This window comes from Halomonas shantousis, assembly GCF_054654615.1.
The window spans coordinates 2,396,050-2,411,578 of sequence record NZ_BAAIER010000002.1 but is presented as its reverse complement, the minus strand read 5'-3'; the positions used below and the strand labels follow the sequence as shown (position 1 = coordinate 2,411,578).

Sequence of the window (15,529 nt, the reverse complement as noted above, 5' to 3'; positions counted from 1 at the left end):
AAGGACGCCCAATGAGTATCAAATCCGACAAGTGGATTCGCCGCATGGCGGAAAGCGAAGGCATGATCGAGCCTTTCGAGGCCGATCAGGTTCGCCATGTGAACGGTCAGCGTGTCATTTCCTACGGGACGTCCAGCTATGGGTATGACGTGCGCTGCGCCGATGAATTCAAGGTCTTCACCAATATTCATTCGGCGATCGTCGATCCCAAGGCCTTCGACGAGAAGAGCTTCGTCGATGTCAAGGGTGACGTCTGCGTCATTCCCCCCAACTCCTTCGCTCTGGCGCGTACCGTGGAGTATTTTCGTATTCCGCGTAGCGTCTTGACGATCTGTCTGGGCAAATCCACCTATGCACGCTGCGGCATCATCGTCAATGTCACGCCACTGGAGCCGGAGTGGGAAGGGCATGTGACCCTGGAGTTTTCCAACACTACCAACCTGCCGGCGCGCATCTACGCCAACGAAGGGGTGGCGCAGATGCTGTTTCTCGAATCCGATGAAATCTGCGATGTCTCCTACAAGGATCGTGGCGGCAAGTACATGGGCCAGCGCGGCGTGACGCTTCCCCGGGCCTGACTCCGGCCCATCTCGTCTTCACCTTCCACCGGCCCGCTTGCGGGCCGGTGGTGTTTGCGCAGATGCCCGGGCATACACGACTGAAGTCGTATTACGTCGGCGTTCAAATAAACGTTTGATAGTGTCATGTGAGGATGACGTGGCGTTTCGGCATGTCGCCCACCGTCGATAATAACAAGGACGATATGACATGAAGCTGCCCGTTCCTCGAGTCTCGCCAGTCCTTCCGGTGTCGCGCAGCCTGGGGCATCCGGCCAGGGTGTTCTCTCGGTTGATGGCGGTGGGCCTGATCGCTGCGTCGCTACCCGCCGCCGCCTATTCTCAAATGGTCGTGTTCGGCGACAGCTTGAGCGACTCCGGACAGTTTCCGGATGCCGAAAGTCTCGCCCTGGGGGAAGTGGCAAGCCTGCGCTTTACCAACCGCCAAGGCCCCGACTATCAAGCGCCGTCGCCCTACGGCGAGGTCATGACCCAGCGTCTCGCCAAGGCGCTGGGACTGGGACCGCTGCTGCCTTCGACCTCAATCGTGCGGGAACGGCTCGGCCTGCCCGACGGAACCAACTACGCCACGGGCGGCTACACCACGGCGCAGATTCTGGCCTCGCTCACCCAGCCGCAGGGCTCCATCGTCTCGGCCTCCGGTATATCGAGAACACGTGACGGCTACTTGATCAGCCATGACATGGCGGATCCTGACGCCCTTTATTACCTCAATGGCGGCGGTAACGATTTCCTGCAGGGCCTGGTGACGAGCCCCGCCACGGCGGTAAACGCCGCCAACACGCTGGCGGACGCCGTGGATGCGCTGGTGGCCGCCGGAGCGGAGAGCGTGATCGTCTCCGATCTTCCCGATGTCGGCTTGACGCCCGCAGGAGAGCTCAGCGGTCAGCGTGCGGGGTTCTCCGCGCTGGGCGATGTCTTCAACCAGGCGCTGGGCGCTCGCCTGGCGAGTCACGACGGTGAGGTCGACATCATCCGCCTCGATGTCGGCGGGCTTGTCGCCGACGTGCTGGCGGCACCGGCCGATTTCGGCTTTGCCAGCGACGTGGCGCTGACCGATGTCTGCTTCAGCGATGTGCGCTGCGATACCAGCACCTACGGCCTGGCGTCGGGCAGTCCGGACCCCGACAGGCTGTTCTATGACGACGCGGTGCACCCCACCACGGCGGCACAGCAGATCTTCGCCGATTATGCGCAGGCCCTGATCGAGGCGCCGCAAGTGCTGTCCCTGACAGGCGAGCTGGCCACGGGAGCGTTGAATGCCGAGCAGCAGGCGCTGAATGACGAGCTGCGTCCCGGCGTGCAGCGTGACGGCCTGCGACTGTTCGCCCAAGGCGACTATCGGCATGTCGATAGCGATGAGTTCTACACGGGCGAAGCCTCGGACGTCACCCAGCGGGGAGGAGGTATCGGTATTGTGGTACCGCTGGGGATGGGCTGGGGAGGGATTGCCGTCAGTCAGCGCTATGCCGAGATAGACGACCCCGCGCGCTTCGAGCTCGATGGGCAGACATTCAGTCTGTTCGCGCGACAGCATCTGGGGCGTGTGGGCGCGCAATTGATTGCCAGCTATGGCGATTTCGATCTCGACCTGCGTCGCTCTGTCATGCTGGGGCAGGCCGAGCGCACTCTGCAAGGCAATCCGGATGCCGATGGATGGGCGGCCGAGGCACGCCTCGATTATCGTCTGACATCGAAGACATCACCCTGGTACACGGCGCCCTTCATCGGTTATCGCCATACCGAAGCGGATGTCGATGCCTACCGGGAAACGGGTTCGTCCGCCAATGCCCTGGCGGTTTCCGAGCAGCATCGCGAAGACCGGCGGCTCGAGCTGGGGCTGATGGCGGACCGGGCGCTTCAGGATGGCTTCGGATTGTATGGCGAGGTTGCCTGGGGCGAATATCTCGAGGATGAGCGAGAGGGCGCGGAGGTGATGCTGGTCTCGCTACCGACCAATCACTGGACCGGTGAAAGCGTGGCTCGAGAGGACGATCATTATCTGCGCTTCGACGCGGGCTGGAGGATGGCGCTGGGCCGTTCCGCGATGCTGCAGGCCGGCGTGGGGGCCGAAGGCTGGGACGACATGACGGCCCATTTCCGCCTGGGGGCGAGCCTGGCCTTCTGATGCGGTGGGGCCGCTTCTGTCGCGTGTCCAGGAAGTTAAAAAGAGAAAAGCGCTGCAGACGTGCCTGCAGCGCTTTTTCTGTTGGCCAGCCGATTTGGACTATTCGGTGTCGCCGTTCTCGTCGAGTTCCTCTGCAGCATCCTCATGGGATAGCCGCAAGCCCTGAGGCGGCAACAGGGTGCTGTCGAGCATGGCACCCTCCGGGCCGAGCTGCAGTCGTCCTTCGAGGAACCAGCGCACGGCGATGGGATAGATCAGATGCTCGCGGGCATGGATCTTCTCGGTCAACGACGCCACGCTGTCGCCCGGCATGACGCGTACCGCCGCCTGGATGACCACCGGGCCGCCATCGAGCTCGTCGGTGACGAAGTGCACACTGACGCCATGCTCTTCCGCTTTGTCGGCCAGCGCCCTGGCATGAGTATCGAGCCCCTGATAGGAAGGCAGCAGTGAGGGGTGGATATTGAGTACGCGGCCGTAGAAGCGCTTGACGAATATCGGGGTCAGAATGCGCATGAAGCCGGCCAGGACGATCAAATCCGGCTCATGACGTTCGATCACCTTGATCAGCGCGCCATCGAAGGCCTCGCGGCTGTCGTATTCCTGATGCGGCAGTACCACCGCCGGCACACCGGCCTCCTTGGCCCGTACCAGCCCGTAGGCATCGGCCTTGTTGGAGACCACGGCGACGATCTCGCCGCCGAGTTCGTCATGCTCCTGGGCATCGAGCAGGGCCTGCAGATTGCTGCCGTTACCCGAGATCAGTACCACGACGCGGCGCTTGTCGACGGACTCCGCCTGGAAGTCGGTGAGGGTATCGGTTGCATCGCTCATGCCGACAGATTCTCCAGACGTACCTGCTCTTCCTGACCGCGACGGGAGGTGATCGAGCCCAGGCGATATACCGTTTCGCCGGCTGTCTGCAGGTGGGACATGGCCTGCTCGGCCTGGCCTGCCGGCACGACCGCCACCATGCCGATGCCACAGTTCAGCACGCGATACATCTCGCGCTCGGCGACGTTACCCTGACGCTGGAGCCAGTCGAACACCGCCGGGCGCTGCCAGGCATCGACATCGATGGAGGCGGCAAGGTGCTCCGGCAGAACGCGCGGCACGTTCTCGAGCAAGCCGCCGCCGGTAATGTGAGACAGCGCATGCACGTCGACGCCGCTCTCCTTGATCAGCGACAGCAGCGACTTGACATAGATCCGCGTCGGCGCGAGCAGCGCATCGCGCAGCGGCTGGCCGTCAAGCGCTTCATCCAGACTGGCCCGGCTCACCTCGAGAATCTTGCGGATCAGCGAATAGCCGTTGGAATGCGGGCCGGAGGAGGCCAGGCCCAGCAGCACATCCCCCTCGGCGACCTTGCGGCCGTCGAGAATCTCGGACTTTTCCACCACGCCGACGCAGAAGCCGGCCAGATCGTAATCGCTGCCCTCGTACATGCCCGGCATTTCCGCGGTCTCGCCGCCCACCAGGGCGCAGCCGGCCTGGGCGCAGCCCTCGCCGATGCCGGTAACCACATCGGCCGCGATATCGACATCGAGCTTGCCCGTGGCATAGTAGTCGAGGAAGAACAACGGCTCGGCGCCGGCCACGACCAGGTCGTTGACGCACATGGCGACCAGATCGATACCGATGCTGTCGTGGCGATCAAGATCCATGGCCAGGCGCAGCTTGGTGCCAACGCCGTCGGTGCCCGACACCAGCACCGGTTCACGATAGCCGCTGGGGAGCTGGCAGAGTGCACCGAATCCGCCCAGCCCGCCCATGACCTCGGGACGACTGGTACGTTTGGCCACACCTTTGATGCGCTCGACGAGGGCATTGCCGGCATCGATGTCTACGCCGGCATCCTTGTAGCTGAGCGAGACGGAGGTGGACGGCGGAGTATCAGAGGAACTGCGGGTCATGGGCGTACCTGTAAAAAAGTGAGCCTGACGAGAGAGAGGGGGCGTATTGTAGCATCGCCCCCCAGGCGACGCATCGCCATCCGGCGGGCCGTGACCGGGTACCGGAATGAAATTTCGACTGACAAGGAAGCAATGACACGATGACGCGGCTGCAATGGTGGGCTCTGCTGGGGGCCGTGGTAACGATCTGGTTGCTGGTTCTGCTCGAACCGATCCTCATGCCGTTTTTCGTCAGCATGATCCTGGCCTATCTGGGCGATCCATTGACGGACCGGCTGGAGGCAAGAGGGCTGTCGCGGCGTCTCTCGGTCAGCGTGGTCTTCATGATCCTCATCGGCGCGCTGATTCTGGCCAGCTTGATTCTCATTCCCATGCTCGGACGTCAGCTGGGGCAGCTCATCGAGGCGTTCCCGCTCATTTTTACCTGGGTCCAGACGCGCATCCTGCCGGAAGTCCAGTCGCTGACGGGCATCGACTTCACGGCGGATCTCGACCAGCTGCGCAGTACCCTGATGGCCAACTGGCGAGAAACGGGCACCTATGCCGCCGCACTGCTGGCTCAGGTATCCCGCTCGGGCCTGGCCTTTGCCGTGTGGGTCGGCAACCTGGCGCTGATTCCCGTGGTGACGTTCTATCTCCTGCTCGACTGGGATCATCTCAAGGGGCGTATTCAGGAGCTACTGCCTCGGCGAGTCGAACCCTCGGCGACACGGCTTGCCAAGGAGTGTGACGAGGTACTGTCGGCATTCCTGCGAGGGCAGCTGCTGGTGATGCTGAGTCTGGGAGCGATCTATGCCACTGGGCTGAGTCTGCTTGGGGTACGCTTTGGCCTGTTGATCGGTCTGCTGGCGGGGCTTGCCAGTATCGTGCCTTATCTGGGGGTGATCGTGGGGATTACCATCGCCGCCGTGGTGGCGTTCTTCCAGTTCGGAGAGTGGCTGCCGCTGCTGGGCGTGGGGGCTGTGTTCGCCGTGGGGCAGATCGCGGAAAGCACCCTGTTGCAGCCCTTGCTGCTGGGCGACAAGATCGGTCTGCACCCCGTCGCGGTGATCTTTGCCGTTCTGGCCGGCGGGCAGCTGTTCGGTTTCACCGGCATCCTGCTTGCGTTGCCGGTCGCGGCGGTCATCATGGTACTATTGCGCTTCGTGCTCGAGCGCTACAAAAACAGCAATTTATACGACTCTCGGTAGGAGCGGGATACCGGCAGCGACGAGGAAACGCCATGACATCAGGGTCCGCGCAGTTGCCTCTCGGACTAGGCCTGCGTGACGATGCCACCTTTGCCAATTTTCTGGCCGGCGACAATGCCACGCTGGTCGAGCGTCTGCGTACCCAACTGGACGAAGATGGCGAGCCGTTCCTGTTCTTGTGGGGAGGCGAGGGGGCCGGGCGGAGTCATCTGCTGCAGGCGGCCTGTCATGCGGCAGGTGATCGCGATCGGCGGGCCCTGTATCTGCCGCTGGCGGATCTTGGGCACTTTCCCCCGCATGTGCTGGAAGACCTGGAGCGGCTCGATCTTGTGGCCATCGACGATCTCGAGATGGTCCTGGGCCGCAAGCGCTGGGAAGAGGGCCTGTTTCATTTCTTCAACCGCATGCGTGATGCCGGCAAGCGGTTGGTCATTGCCGCCCATGGCGCGCCGCGCCAGCTCGATGTCCGGTTGCCCGATCTCGCTTCCCGTCTCACCTGGGGCGTCACGTTTCATGTGCGTCATCTCGACGACACGGGGCGTTTCGAGGCATTGAAACTCCGTGCACGTGCGCGTGGCATGCAGCTTCCCGATGAGGTGGCCCGCTATATTCTGCACCGTGGACCGCGCCGACTCACCGATCTCTTCGATGCGCTGGCTCAGCTTGATCGCGCCTCGCTTTCCGCCCAGCGCAAGCTGACCATTCCCTTCGTCAAGCAGGCGCTGGGCTGGTAACTGACGCTTCTCCGCCCCGCTTCCGGCTCATTCGCCCATGAGGGTCGCGAGGATGCGGCGTTCACCGCCATGATTCCGGTGTTCCCCCAGCCAGATACCCTGCCAGGTTCCAGTGGCCAGGCGTCCCTTTTCCACCGCCAGCGTCAGTTGTGTGCCGAACAGGCTGGCCAGTACGTGAGCCGGCATATCGTCGGACCCCTCCAGCGTATGACGGAAGTAGGGCAAATCTCCCGGAACCAGACGTCGTGCGAAAGCATCCATGTCATGACGAACATCGGGATCGGCGTTCTCGTTGAGTGTCAGCGAGGCGGAGGTATGCAACAGCTGCAGGTGTAGCAGGCCCGTTTGAATCTCTCTTAGAGGCAGGGCATCGACAATTTCGTCGGTGACCAGATGAAAGCCGCGAGAGCGGGCCTTGAGTGTCAGTTGGATGCGTTGCCACATGTGAAATCTCCTTGAAAGGTTAGGGCAGGGCCGCAATGGTTAGGAGGCTACGGCCACGGACTTCCCGATATCACGGGATGCCGGTGGCGCTCTCCTGAGACTATCATGGTCATCGGCAGGACCCATTGGCCCACGGCGGCCCGGCTCGGGAAGACTATTTGCTCAACCGGACAGGAGGATGTCATGAGCGAGACCCGCATTGAACGCGACAGCATGGGGGAACTGGAAGTCCCCGCAAGCGCCTTGTACGGCGCCCAGACCCAGCGAGCCATCAACAATTTTCCGGTCAGTGGCCAGCCGCTGCCGAGCGAGTTCATTCGCGCCGTGGCTCGCATCAAGCGCGCTGCGGCCGAGGTCAATCGCGAATTGGGCCTGCTCGACGAGGGCTATGCCAAGGCGATCATCGATGCCGCCCAGCAGGTCATCGATGGCGAGCATGCCGATCAGTTCCCCATCGATGTCTTCCAGACCGGTTCCGGAACATCGACCAACATGAACGTCAACGAGGTCATCGCGCATCTGGCCTCGCGCGCAGGCGACAGCATCGGCCCCAATGATCATGTCAACATGGGCCAGTCCAGTAACGACGTGATTCCCACCGCCATCCACCTGGCTGCGGCAGTGGAGGTCAATCAACAGCTGCTGCCGGCGCTTCGCCATCTTCAACAGGCCATCGAGAAGAAGGCCGCCGAGGTGGATGACGTGGTCAAGACCGGCCGCACCCACCTGATGGACGCGATGCCGGTGCGCATGAGTCAGGAGTTGGGCGGCTGGGCCAGCCAGATCGCTCAGGCCATCGAGCGGCTGGAGAGCGGGCAGACACGGCTGACACGACTGGCGCAGGGCGGTACGGCGGTGGGCACCGGCATCAACGCGCATCCCGAGTTCGCCTCGCGTATGGCTCGGACGCTCAGCGAACAGACAGGCCTCGATTTTCAGCCCAACGACAGTTTCTTCGCTAGCCTGGCGTCTCAGGATGCCGCTGTGGAACTGTCAGGACATCTGCGCACCTTGGCCTGCGCGGTGATGAAGATCAGTAACGATCTGCGCTGGATGAACTCCGGGCCGCTGGCCGGGTTGGGTGAGATCGAGCTCGAGGCCCTGCAACCGGGCAGCTCGATCATGCCGGGCAAGGTCAATCCGGTGATTCCCGAGTCGGCTGCCCAGGCCGCCGCTCAGGTGATCGGGCTGGACACGGCGGTCACCGTGGCAGGGCAGAGCGGGAACTTCCAGCTCAATGTCATGCTGCCACTGGTGGCGACCAACGTGTTGACCTCCATTCGCCTGATGAGCAATGTCAGCCGTTTGCTGGCGGATCGGGCCATCGCGACCTTTAGCGTGCGTCGTGACAACATTGCCGAGCCGTTGGCCAGAAACCCCATTCTTGTCACGGCGCTGAACTCGGTGATCGGTTACAACGCAGCGGCCGCCGTCGCCAAGAAGGCCTATCAGGCGGGACGCCCCATCCTGGACGTGGCCGAAGAAGAAACCGATCTGTCCCGTGAAGAACTGCAGCGTCTGCTGGACCCGGCACAACTGACCCAGGGTGGCATCCCCGAATAGCACCTTGCCTGAAGGTTGAAGATGTCCGACGTGAAACGCCCCGGCTTGCCGGGGCGTTGTCGTCTGTAGCGAAGAAAAGGTGCTATCAGGGACGGGATTATTTCAGACCGGCACGCGGGCGATCCAGAGCCTCCGGTTGCGAGCGCGCCTCGGCAATGGTCTCGGTGGCATCGATGCGCTCTTCGCGATCCGCCTCGATGACCCGGTTTTCATCGGCGCGGGAGGGGCGGTAGCACAGCGAGATATAGATGGGAAAGTGGTCGGAGCCGAAACGTGCCAGGCGGCGCATCGCCACCAGGGTGAAGTGATCGCTGACGAAGATATGATCCAGTGGCCAGCGTAGCCAGCGGTAATCGGCATGGAAGCTGTTGAACAGGCCGCGGCCGCGTCGAGGGTCGAGCATGCCGCTAACGCGGCAGAACAGCTTGGTGGTGCGTGACCAGGCCACGTCGTTGAGGTCGCCCGCGACCAGGGTGGGCGCGTAGTGCTGATGGATAGCCTTTCCCACCAGTAGCAGTTCGGCATCGCGCCAGAGGGACTCCTCGCTTTCCGAGGGTGCCGGCGGGCGGGGATGCACGGCATAGAAGCGTACCCGCTGGCCATTTCTGAGGCGTACCCAGGTATGAATGGAGGGAATGTCTTCCTGAATCAGCCATTTGACTTCGGTCTCCTCCAGCGGCAGACGCGAGTAGAGGTGCATACCGTATAGATTATCGAGGGGGATTCTGACGGCATGGGGCCAGCCGTCCGATAGCGCCTCGTCGAGGCGCGTCTGCCACCACTGATCGGACTCCAGCGTCAGGATCATGTCAGGATCCTGAGCCAGGATCTGATCGGTCAGCCCCTTGGCGTTGTGATTGGAGGTGAGCACATTCGCGACCATCAGCGAAAAGCAGCGCTGTGCAGGTTCGCCATGCGCGTCGACGACCTGGCGTGGCCAGAGGCGTGTCCAGGCCATGACCCGCCAGCCCTGAAAGGCGAAAACCAGCAGACTGATCGCGAGTCCCCAAACGCCGACAGCAGTCAACGGCCAGGTCAGGAGCAGCGCCAGCGCGGTGACGAGAGCCAGCGTGGCAATTTGCAGACGCGGGAAATCGAAGCCGCGTACCTACCAATGCCGAATCCGCAACTGAGGAATTAGCGTTGCAATCAATTGCAGGCCCGCAAATCCAGCGAGTCCCATTTGCAGCATGTTCTGGCTCCCATGGCCTGACGGAGTATGCCGAGCGAGTCTCGAGCAAGTTACCTGCCCGATCGTCACGGCATCTTCATCATAACGGGACATGACTCAACCGCAACCGAAGCATGCGCCGGGGGGGGCTCCTTCAGGCCGCGTGCAAGGTCAACCGACTGGCCATGTAAGCGATCAGACGCTCACGCTGCGCAGGCGTGAAACGCAAACCGAGCTTGGTACGCCGCCAGAGGATGTCATCGGCATGCTGGGCCCATTCGTGATCCATCAGGTAATCCACCTCCGCACGGGTGAGGCCGGCGCCGAACTCTTCGCCCAGATCCTCGACATGTCGGGCGCCATCGAGAAAATGCCGGCACAAGCTGCCGTAGCTCGAGGCGAAGCGATCCGCGCGTGCATCGCCAAGGAAGGGATACCCCTCGAGGAGTCGTGTGCGAAACGTATTGCGGGACTCGATGTCGCCGCCCGGTAGCTTGGCATCGTGGGTCCAGGGACGGCCCATGTCGGGAAAGAAGGGCGCGAGCTGCACCATGGCCGCCTCGGCCAGCTTGCGGAAAGTAGTGATCTTGCCACCGAAAATGGACAGCAGCGGGGCGCCGAGATCGTCCAGTTCCAACGTGTAATCGCGTGTCATCGCCGAGGGTAGCGTCGATTCGTCGTCGCACAGCGGTCGTACCCCGGAGTAGCTGGCGACGATGTCGTCGCGGCTGAGCGGCTCGCGGAAATGGGCGTTGATCACCTCGAGCAGGTAGTCGACCTCCGCGTCGCTGATCCTGATCTGCGACGGATCGCCGGTGTAGCTGACGTCGGTGGTCCCGATCAGGCTATAGTCGCGCTGATAGGGCAGCACGAAGACGATGCGGTTGTCCTTGTTCTGCAGGATGTAGGCGCGGTCGTCGCCGTTGATGCGCCTGGTGATGATGTGGCTGCCCTTGATCATGTTGATGCCGTAGCGCGACTTGCGCTCCGTCCTGCCGCGGATGAACGATTCCACCCAGGGACCGGTGGCGTTGACCAGCGCCCGTGCCCGGCGGGTGAAGGTCTCGCCGGTCAGGGTATTCTCCAGGGTGATTCTCCAGACACCGTTTTCCTCGGCCGCGGCGACGCAGCGCGTGCGCACCATGATCTCGGCACCGGCGTCCCGGGCCTGCAGGGCGTTTAGAACTACGAGACGCGCGTCGTCTACCCAGCAGTCGGAGTATTCGAAGCCCTTCTTGATCGCTGGCTGCAGCGGGTTGGCACTGTCGAACCGGAGCCCTCTGGCGCCGGGCAGGCTGTCGCGGTGGCTGAGGTGGTCATAGAGGAACAGCCCGGCGCGCAGCATCCAGGCCGGACGCAGATGGGGGCGGTGCGGCAGGATGAAGCGCAATGGCCAGACAATGTGGGGCGCCTTCTCGAGCAGTACCTCGCGCTCGTGGAGTGCCTCGCGTACCAGGCGGAACTCGTAATGCTCGAGGTAGCGAAGCCCTCCGTGAATCAGCTTGCTGCTGGCCGAGGAAGTGGCGCTGGCCAGATCCGACTGCTCGCATAGCATCACCGACAGGCCGCGACCGGCGGCATCGTTGGCGATGCCGGTGCCGTTGATTCCTCCCCCGATGACGAAAAGGTCGAGTACGGCAGGAATTTGTGACGAGTGGGGCTGATGGGAAGACATGCGCCTCTCCGCTCAATTGATTGCCTGGCTGGCGTGAATGCGAAATGCGAGGGTATTTTCGTAAGTGAAAATAGACCAGGTTCGAGTGAACATCAAGAGTTGCATAATGACGCCCGCGCTTCTCGAACGAGACGCGGAGCTTGCCTGATAGGGCTCAGTCCTGGTGGGCGATATGCAGGGCGATGCCGTGGGTGCTTAGCAGCTCCTTGATCGGCTCGGGTGGCTCCCGGTCGGTGAACAGGGCATCGAGCTGGCTGAGATTGCCCTGGCGGACCACGGCATTGCGCGAGAACTTGGAGTGGTCGGCGGTGAGAAAAACGGTGCGGGAGTTCTCGATGATCGCCTGCGCCACGCGTACTTCCTGATAGTCGAACTCGAGCAGTGAACCGTCCAGGTCGATGCCGCTGATACCGATGATGCCGTAGTCGACCTTGAACTGTCTGATGAAGTCGATCGTTGCCTCGCCGATGATGCCACCGTCGCGGGAACGCACCATGCCGCCGGCAATAATGACGTTGAAGTCCTCCTTGCGTTGGAGAATGGCGGCGACATTGAGGTTGTTGGTAATGACTTCGAGACCGCGATGCTTCAGCAGGGCTTCGGCAACTAGCTCGGTGCTGGTACCGATGTTGATGAACAGCGAGCCATGGTCGGGAATGTGAGCGGCAAGCTGCGCCGCGATGCGCCTCTTTGCCTCGAGATTGAGCGTCTTGCGCGTCGTGTAGGGGGCGTTGACCGTGCTCGACTCCACCAGGCCGGCACCACCGTGGACCCGGCGGACCAGGTTGCCGTCGGCCAACTGGTTCAGGTCGCGTCGAATGGTCTGGGGCGTGACGTTGAAATGCTTGGTCAGCTGTTCGATGGAGGCATAACCCTGACGCTTGATCAGATCGATGATGGCGGTATGGCGATGATGCTGGGGCATGTACGTTTTCCTAGGGTCTGTTGACGTTTCAGCGCGAACCGCGTTGCAGCGTCAAATGGTGCCAGGCAAGGCGCGGGATGCAGAGAAGGGTGGCTCCCTTGCCCAATCCCGCAACGCCGCATGGCACCATTTGACGCGCAACCTCGGCGGCCCCACCCAAAGGGCCGGGCCAGTTTTCGCACGGTGCTGCGTTATTCGTCGTTCATTTGAAACAACCAAACCACTCTCCTCATGCCTTGCCCCGTACAAAAACTGGCTCCGGCGCGGCCGTGCATGAACGTCAACAGACCCTAGCGTTCTGTCCTGCAGTGATCGAAGCCGGTGCCACACTATGGGGTGGCACGCCAAGCCGTTGGACCATGGTCTAAGGCGTTAAATGCGCTTTTCGTTTGTAATGCCGGGGCGAGGCGAATAAGTTTTTCATGTTCGAAATCGAAAAATCGCAAAAAGCTAAAGCGAACATCTCGAGCGCCATAGCGCAACTGACCACGCCGAGCGAGGTAGCGAACATGCCATTTTACATTCTGGATATCGATCAACCCATCATCCCTTCATGGCGTCTTGCGCAATGGAGGTGCACCCAAGCGCTCTCCCACCCATGCGCGGAAGGAGAGGGGCAATGAGCAGGCAACTCGTCGGTGAGCTGATTTCCGAAGCGGTGGCCACCTTCATTATCATCGCTTTCGGCGATTCGGTCGCCTGCATGTATGTGCTCTACGATCCCAGCCCTTACCTGAACGCCTACTGGGGCGTATGCATGGCCTGGGGGCTTGGCGTCACGCTCGCCATCTATGTCACGGGCTCGGTATCCGGTACCCACGCCAACCCGGCCGTCACGATTGCCTTGGCGACGTTCCGCGACTTTCCATGGAAGAAGGTGGTGCCTTACTGGGTGGCTCAGGTCGTCGGTGCCTTCGTCGGTGCCATGATCGTCTATACCCTGTTTTCGCCCGTCATCGATCATTTCAACCAGACCCACGGCCTGACACGTGCGGATGGGGGCGCCGCCGGTGTGTTCTTTACCCATCCTGGGCTCGCCATCACGCCAATGCATGCGCTACTGGATGAGATCATCCTGACGGCGCTGCTGCTGTTCGGCATCTTCGCCATTACCGAGCAATACAACGAGACGGCGCCCATGGCCAACTCCGGCGCGCTGATGATCGGTCTGCTGGTGGCGATCATCGGGGCTTCGATGGGCTACCTGGAGGCGTGGGCGATCAACCCGGCGCGTGACTTCGGGCCGCGACTGTTCGCCTACTTCGCCGGCTGGGGCGACTCCGCACTGCCGGCGCCGGGCAACTACTGGTGGATTCCGATCGTCGGGCCGCTAATTGGTGGCGTCATCGGTGGCGGCGGCTATCGACTGTTGATCTACCCCTTCTTGCCGGCGCGTATGCGTGCGCTGGAGGAGGCGAGCCGGAAGACCCTGGAAATGACCCCGGTCAATGATACCGGCGGCACGCTTGCCGGTGACACGGCCAAGTAATTCCGCACTGCCGCTGCCTTTCATTGGGCGAGCCGACCTGAGCCGAGAGTGATATCGGCACGTACGCATGCTTCGGCGCCTGTTCGTAACACAACGCTCGGTTGAGGTCGGAGCCGCTGAACCCCTTAAATTGAGGAAGACCCTGATGGAAAAGAAATACATCCTGGCCATCGATCAAGGAACCACCAGCTCACGAGCGATCCTGTTCGATCACATCGGGAGCATCGTCGGTACGGCACAGCGCGAGTTCTCGCAGATATTTCCCCATCCGGGCTGGGTCGAGCACAATCCCCGCGAGATTCTGACCAGCGTCTTGGTAACCGCCACGGAGGTGATGAACAACGCCCAGGTCGATGCCACCGAAATCGCCGGTATCGGCATTACCAACCAGCGCGAGACGGTGGTGGTCTGGGAGAAGGCAACCGGACGCCCGATCCATAATGCCATCGTCTGGCAGTCACGCCAGACCAAGGATATCTGCGATCGGCTCCAGCAGGAGGGTTTCGAGTCGATGGTGCGCGAAAAAACCGGGCTCCTGATCGACCCCTATTTCGCCGGGACCAAGGTGAAGTGGATCCTCGATCACGTCGAGGGCGCTCGGGAGCGTGCCCAGCGGGGCGAGCTGCTGTTCGGCACCATCGATACGTGGCTGATCTGGAACCTGACAGGCAACAAGGTCCATGTCACCGACTATACCAACGCCTCGCGTACGTTAATGTTCGACATTCACAACCTGCAATGGGACGACGAACTGCTGAAGATGCTCGACGTGCCTCGTGCGATGCTGCCCGAGGTTCGTCACTCCAGCGAAGTCTACGGCAAGACCCTGCCGCAGCACTTCTTCGGCAGTGAGGTGCCGATCGCCGGTGTCGCCGGTGATCAGCAGGCGGCGCTCTTCGGTCAGGCATGCTTCGAGCCGGGCATGGTCAAGAACACCTACGGGACCGGCTGTTTCATGCTGATGAACACCGGCGAAAAGGCAGTGAGTTCGAGCAACGGACTGTTGACCACCATCGCGTGCGGACGGGATGGCAAGGTGGAGTATGCCCTGGAAGGCAGTATTTTCGTCTCCGGCTCGGTGGTTCAGTGGCTGCGCGACGGTTTGCGCATGTTCGGCAAGGCCAGCGACTCGGAGGCCTACGCTGAGCGGGCGGGCTCCAACGAGGGGGTCTATATGGTGCCGGCCTTCGTCGGGTTGGGGGCGCCTTACTGGCGCAGCGACGTGCGTGGGGCGGTGTTCGGGTTGTCCCGCGGCACCACCAAGGAGCATTTCATACGTGCAGCCATAGAATCGATGGCCTATCAGACCCGTGACGTACTGGCGGCGATGGAGGCGGATGCGGGCCTCAAGCTGAAGGAGTTGCGTGCCGACGGTGGGGCAATAGCCAACGATTTCATGGCGCAGTTCCAGAGCGACATCCTGAACGTGCCCGTTTGCCGGCCCAGGGTGGCCGAAACCACAGCACTGGGAGCGGCCTACCTGGCGGGGCTGGCGACCGGCTTCTGGTCGAGCTGCGAGGAGATCGCCCAGCAGTGGGCCACGGACAGGCGCTTTGAGCCGGCGATGGCCGAGGATACCCGCGAAGCGCTCTATGCCGGCTGGTGTCAGGCCGTGCAGGCGACGATGGCTTTCACGGTCAGGTAAGGGCACGGCGGGTCCGCCGGGCCTGCCTCAGGTAGTGCAAGGCCGGCAATTGCTTGAATCGAGAGAATTTTTCC

At 62.1% G+C, this 15,529-nt stretch carries 14 protein-coding genes; 8 read left to right on the top strand and 6 right to left on the bottom strand.

The window, feature by feature from the left end:
• Positions 1-11 precede the first annotated feature (11 nt).
• Both dcd and ACYQ12_RS11585 read left to right on the top strand, forming a co-directional pair.
• Positions 12-578, top strand: a complete 567-nt coding sequence (gene dcd / locus ACYQ12_RS11590) for a dCTP deaminase (protein WP_459871747.1) — start codon at positions 12-14, stop codon at positions 576-578.
• 190 nt (positions 579-768) lie between these two features.
• Positions 769-2,706, top strand: coding sequence for an autotransporter domain-containing protein (locus ACYQ12_RS11585; protein ID WP_459871744.1), 1,938 nt, complete (start codon positions 769-771; stop codon positions 2,704-2,706).
• Positions 2,707-2,805: 99 nt separating this feature from the next.
• On the opposite strand, the gene purN is transcribed toward ACYQ12_RS11585, so the two are convergent.
• Both purN and purM read right to left on the bottom strand, forming a co-directional pair.
• Complete coding sequence (gene purN / locus ACYQ12_RS11580; RefSeq protein ID WP_459871741.1) at positions 2,806-3,540, bottom strand: phosphoribosylglycinamide formyltransferase; 735 nt, start codon at positions 3,538-3,540, stop codon at positions 2,806-2,808.
• Positions 3,537-4,619, bottom strand: coding sequence for a phosphoribosylformylglycinamidine cyclo-ligase (gene purM / locus ACYQ12_RS11575; protein WP_459871739.1), 1,083 nt, complete (start codon positions 4,617-4,619; stop codon positions 3,537-3,539). The genes purN and purM overlap by 4 nt, the downstream gene beginning before the upstream one ends.
• Before the next feature lie 140 nt (positions 4,620-4,759).
• Between purM and ACYQ12_RS11570 the strand changes: the two genes are divergently transcribed.
• The gene (locus tag ACYQ12_RS11570) at positions 4,760-5,809 is read left to right on the top strand and encodes an AI-2E family transporter (protein WP_459871737.1); all 1,050 of its coding nucleotides are present in this window, start codon (positions 4,760-4,762) and stop codon (positions 5,807-5,809) included.
• Between the two features lie 32 nt (positions 5,810-5,841).
• Positions 5,842-6,543: a DnaA regulatory inactivator Hda gene (hda, locus tag ACYQ12_RS11565; RefSeq protein WP_459871734.1), complete on the top strand. Its 702-nt coding sequence runs from the start codon at positions 5,842-5,844 to the stop codon at positions 6,541-6,543.
• A 27-nt stretch (positions 6,544-6,570) separates the two neighbouring features.
• Here the strand turns inward: hda and ACYQ12_RS11560 are convergent, their stop codons facing one another.
• Positions 6,571-6,987: a secondary thiamine-phosphate synthase enzyme YjbQ gene (locus ACYQ12_RS11560; RefSeq protein WP_459871732.1), complete on the bottom strand. Its 417-nt coding sequence runs from the start codon at positions 6,985-6,987 to the stop codon at positions 6,571-6,573.
• Positions 6,988-7,170: 183 nt separating this feature from the next.
• On the opposite strand from ACYQ12_RS11560, the gene ACYQ12_RS11555 reads away from it, so the two are divergent.
• Positions 7,171-8,550, top strand: a complete 1,380-nt coding sequence (locus ACYQ12_RS11555) for a class II fumarate hydratase (RefSeq protein ID WP_459871729.1) — start codon at positions 7,171-7,173, stop codon at positions 8,548-8,550.
• 97 nt (positions 8,551-8,647) lie between these two features.
• On the opposite strand, the gene ACYQ12_RS11550 is transcribed toward ACYQ12_RS11555, so the two are convergent.
• The 3 genes from ACYQ12_RS11550 to ACYQ12_RS11540 all read right to left on the bottom strand — a co-directional run bounded on the left by ACYQ12_RS11550 (position 8,648) and on the right by ACYQ12_RS11540 (position 12,321).
• Positions 8,648-9,508, bottom strand: coding sequence for an endonuclease/exonuclease/phosphatase family protein (locus ACYQ12_RS11550; RefSeq protein WP_459871726.1), 861 nt, complete (start codon positions 9,506-9,508; stop codon positions 8,648-8,650).
• Between the two features lie 367 nt (positions 9,509-9,875).
• The gene (gene glpD / locus ACYQ12_RS11545; RefSeq protein ID WP_459871724.1) at positions 9,876-11,396 is read right to left on the bottom strand and encodes a glycerol-3-phosphate dehydrogenase; all 1,521 of its coding nucleotides are present in this window, start codon (positions 11,394-11,396) and stop codon (positions 9,876-9,878) included.
• A 154-nt stretch (positions 11,397-11,550) separates the two neighbouring features.
• Positions 11,551-12,321, bottom strand: coding sequence for a DeoR/GlpR family transcriptional regulator (locus ACYQ12_RS11540; protein ID WP_459871722.1), 771 nt, complete (start codon positions 12,319-12,321; stop codon positions 11,551-11,553).
• Between the two features lie 422 nt (positions 12,322-12,743).
• Between ACYQ12_RS11540 and ACYQ12_RS11535 the strand changes: the two genes are divergently transcribed.
• The 3 genes from ACYQ12_RS11535 to glpK all read left to right on the top strand — a co-directional run bounded on the left by ACYQ12_RS11535 (position 12,744) and on the right by glpK (position 15,455).
• Complete coding sequence (locus tag ACYQ12_RS11535) at positions 12,744-12,944, top strand: hypothetical protein (RefSeq protein WP_459871720.1); 201 nt, start codon at positions 12,744-12,746, stop codon at positions 12,942-12,944.
• On the top strand, positions 12,941-13,810 hold the full coding sequence (locus ACYQ12_RS11530) for an MIP/aquaporin family protein (RefSeq protein WP_459871717.1): 870 nt from the start codon (positions 12,941-12,943) through the stop codon (positions 13,808-13,810). The genes ACYQ12_RS11535 and ACYQ12_RS11530 overlap by 4 nt, the downstream gene beginning before the upstream one ends.
• A gap of 145 nt (positions 13,811-13,955) precedes the next feature.
• Positions 13,956-15,455, top strand: coding sequence for a glycerol kinase GlpK (glpK, locus tag ACYQ12_RS11525; protein ID WP_459871714.1), 1,500 nt, complete (start codon positions 13,956-13,958; stop codon positions 15,453-15,455).
• Positions 15,456-15,529 lie beyond the last annotated feature (74 nt).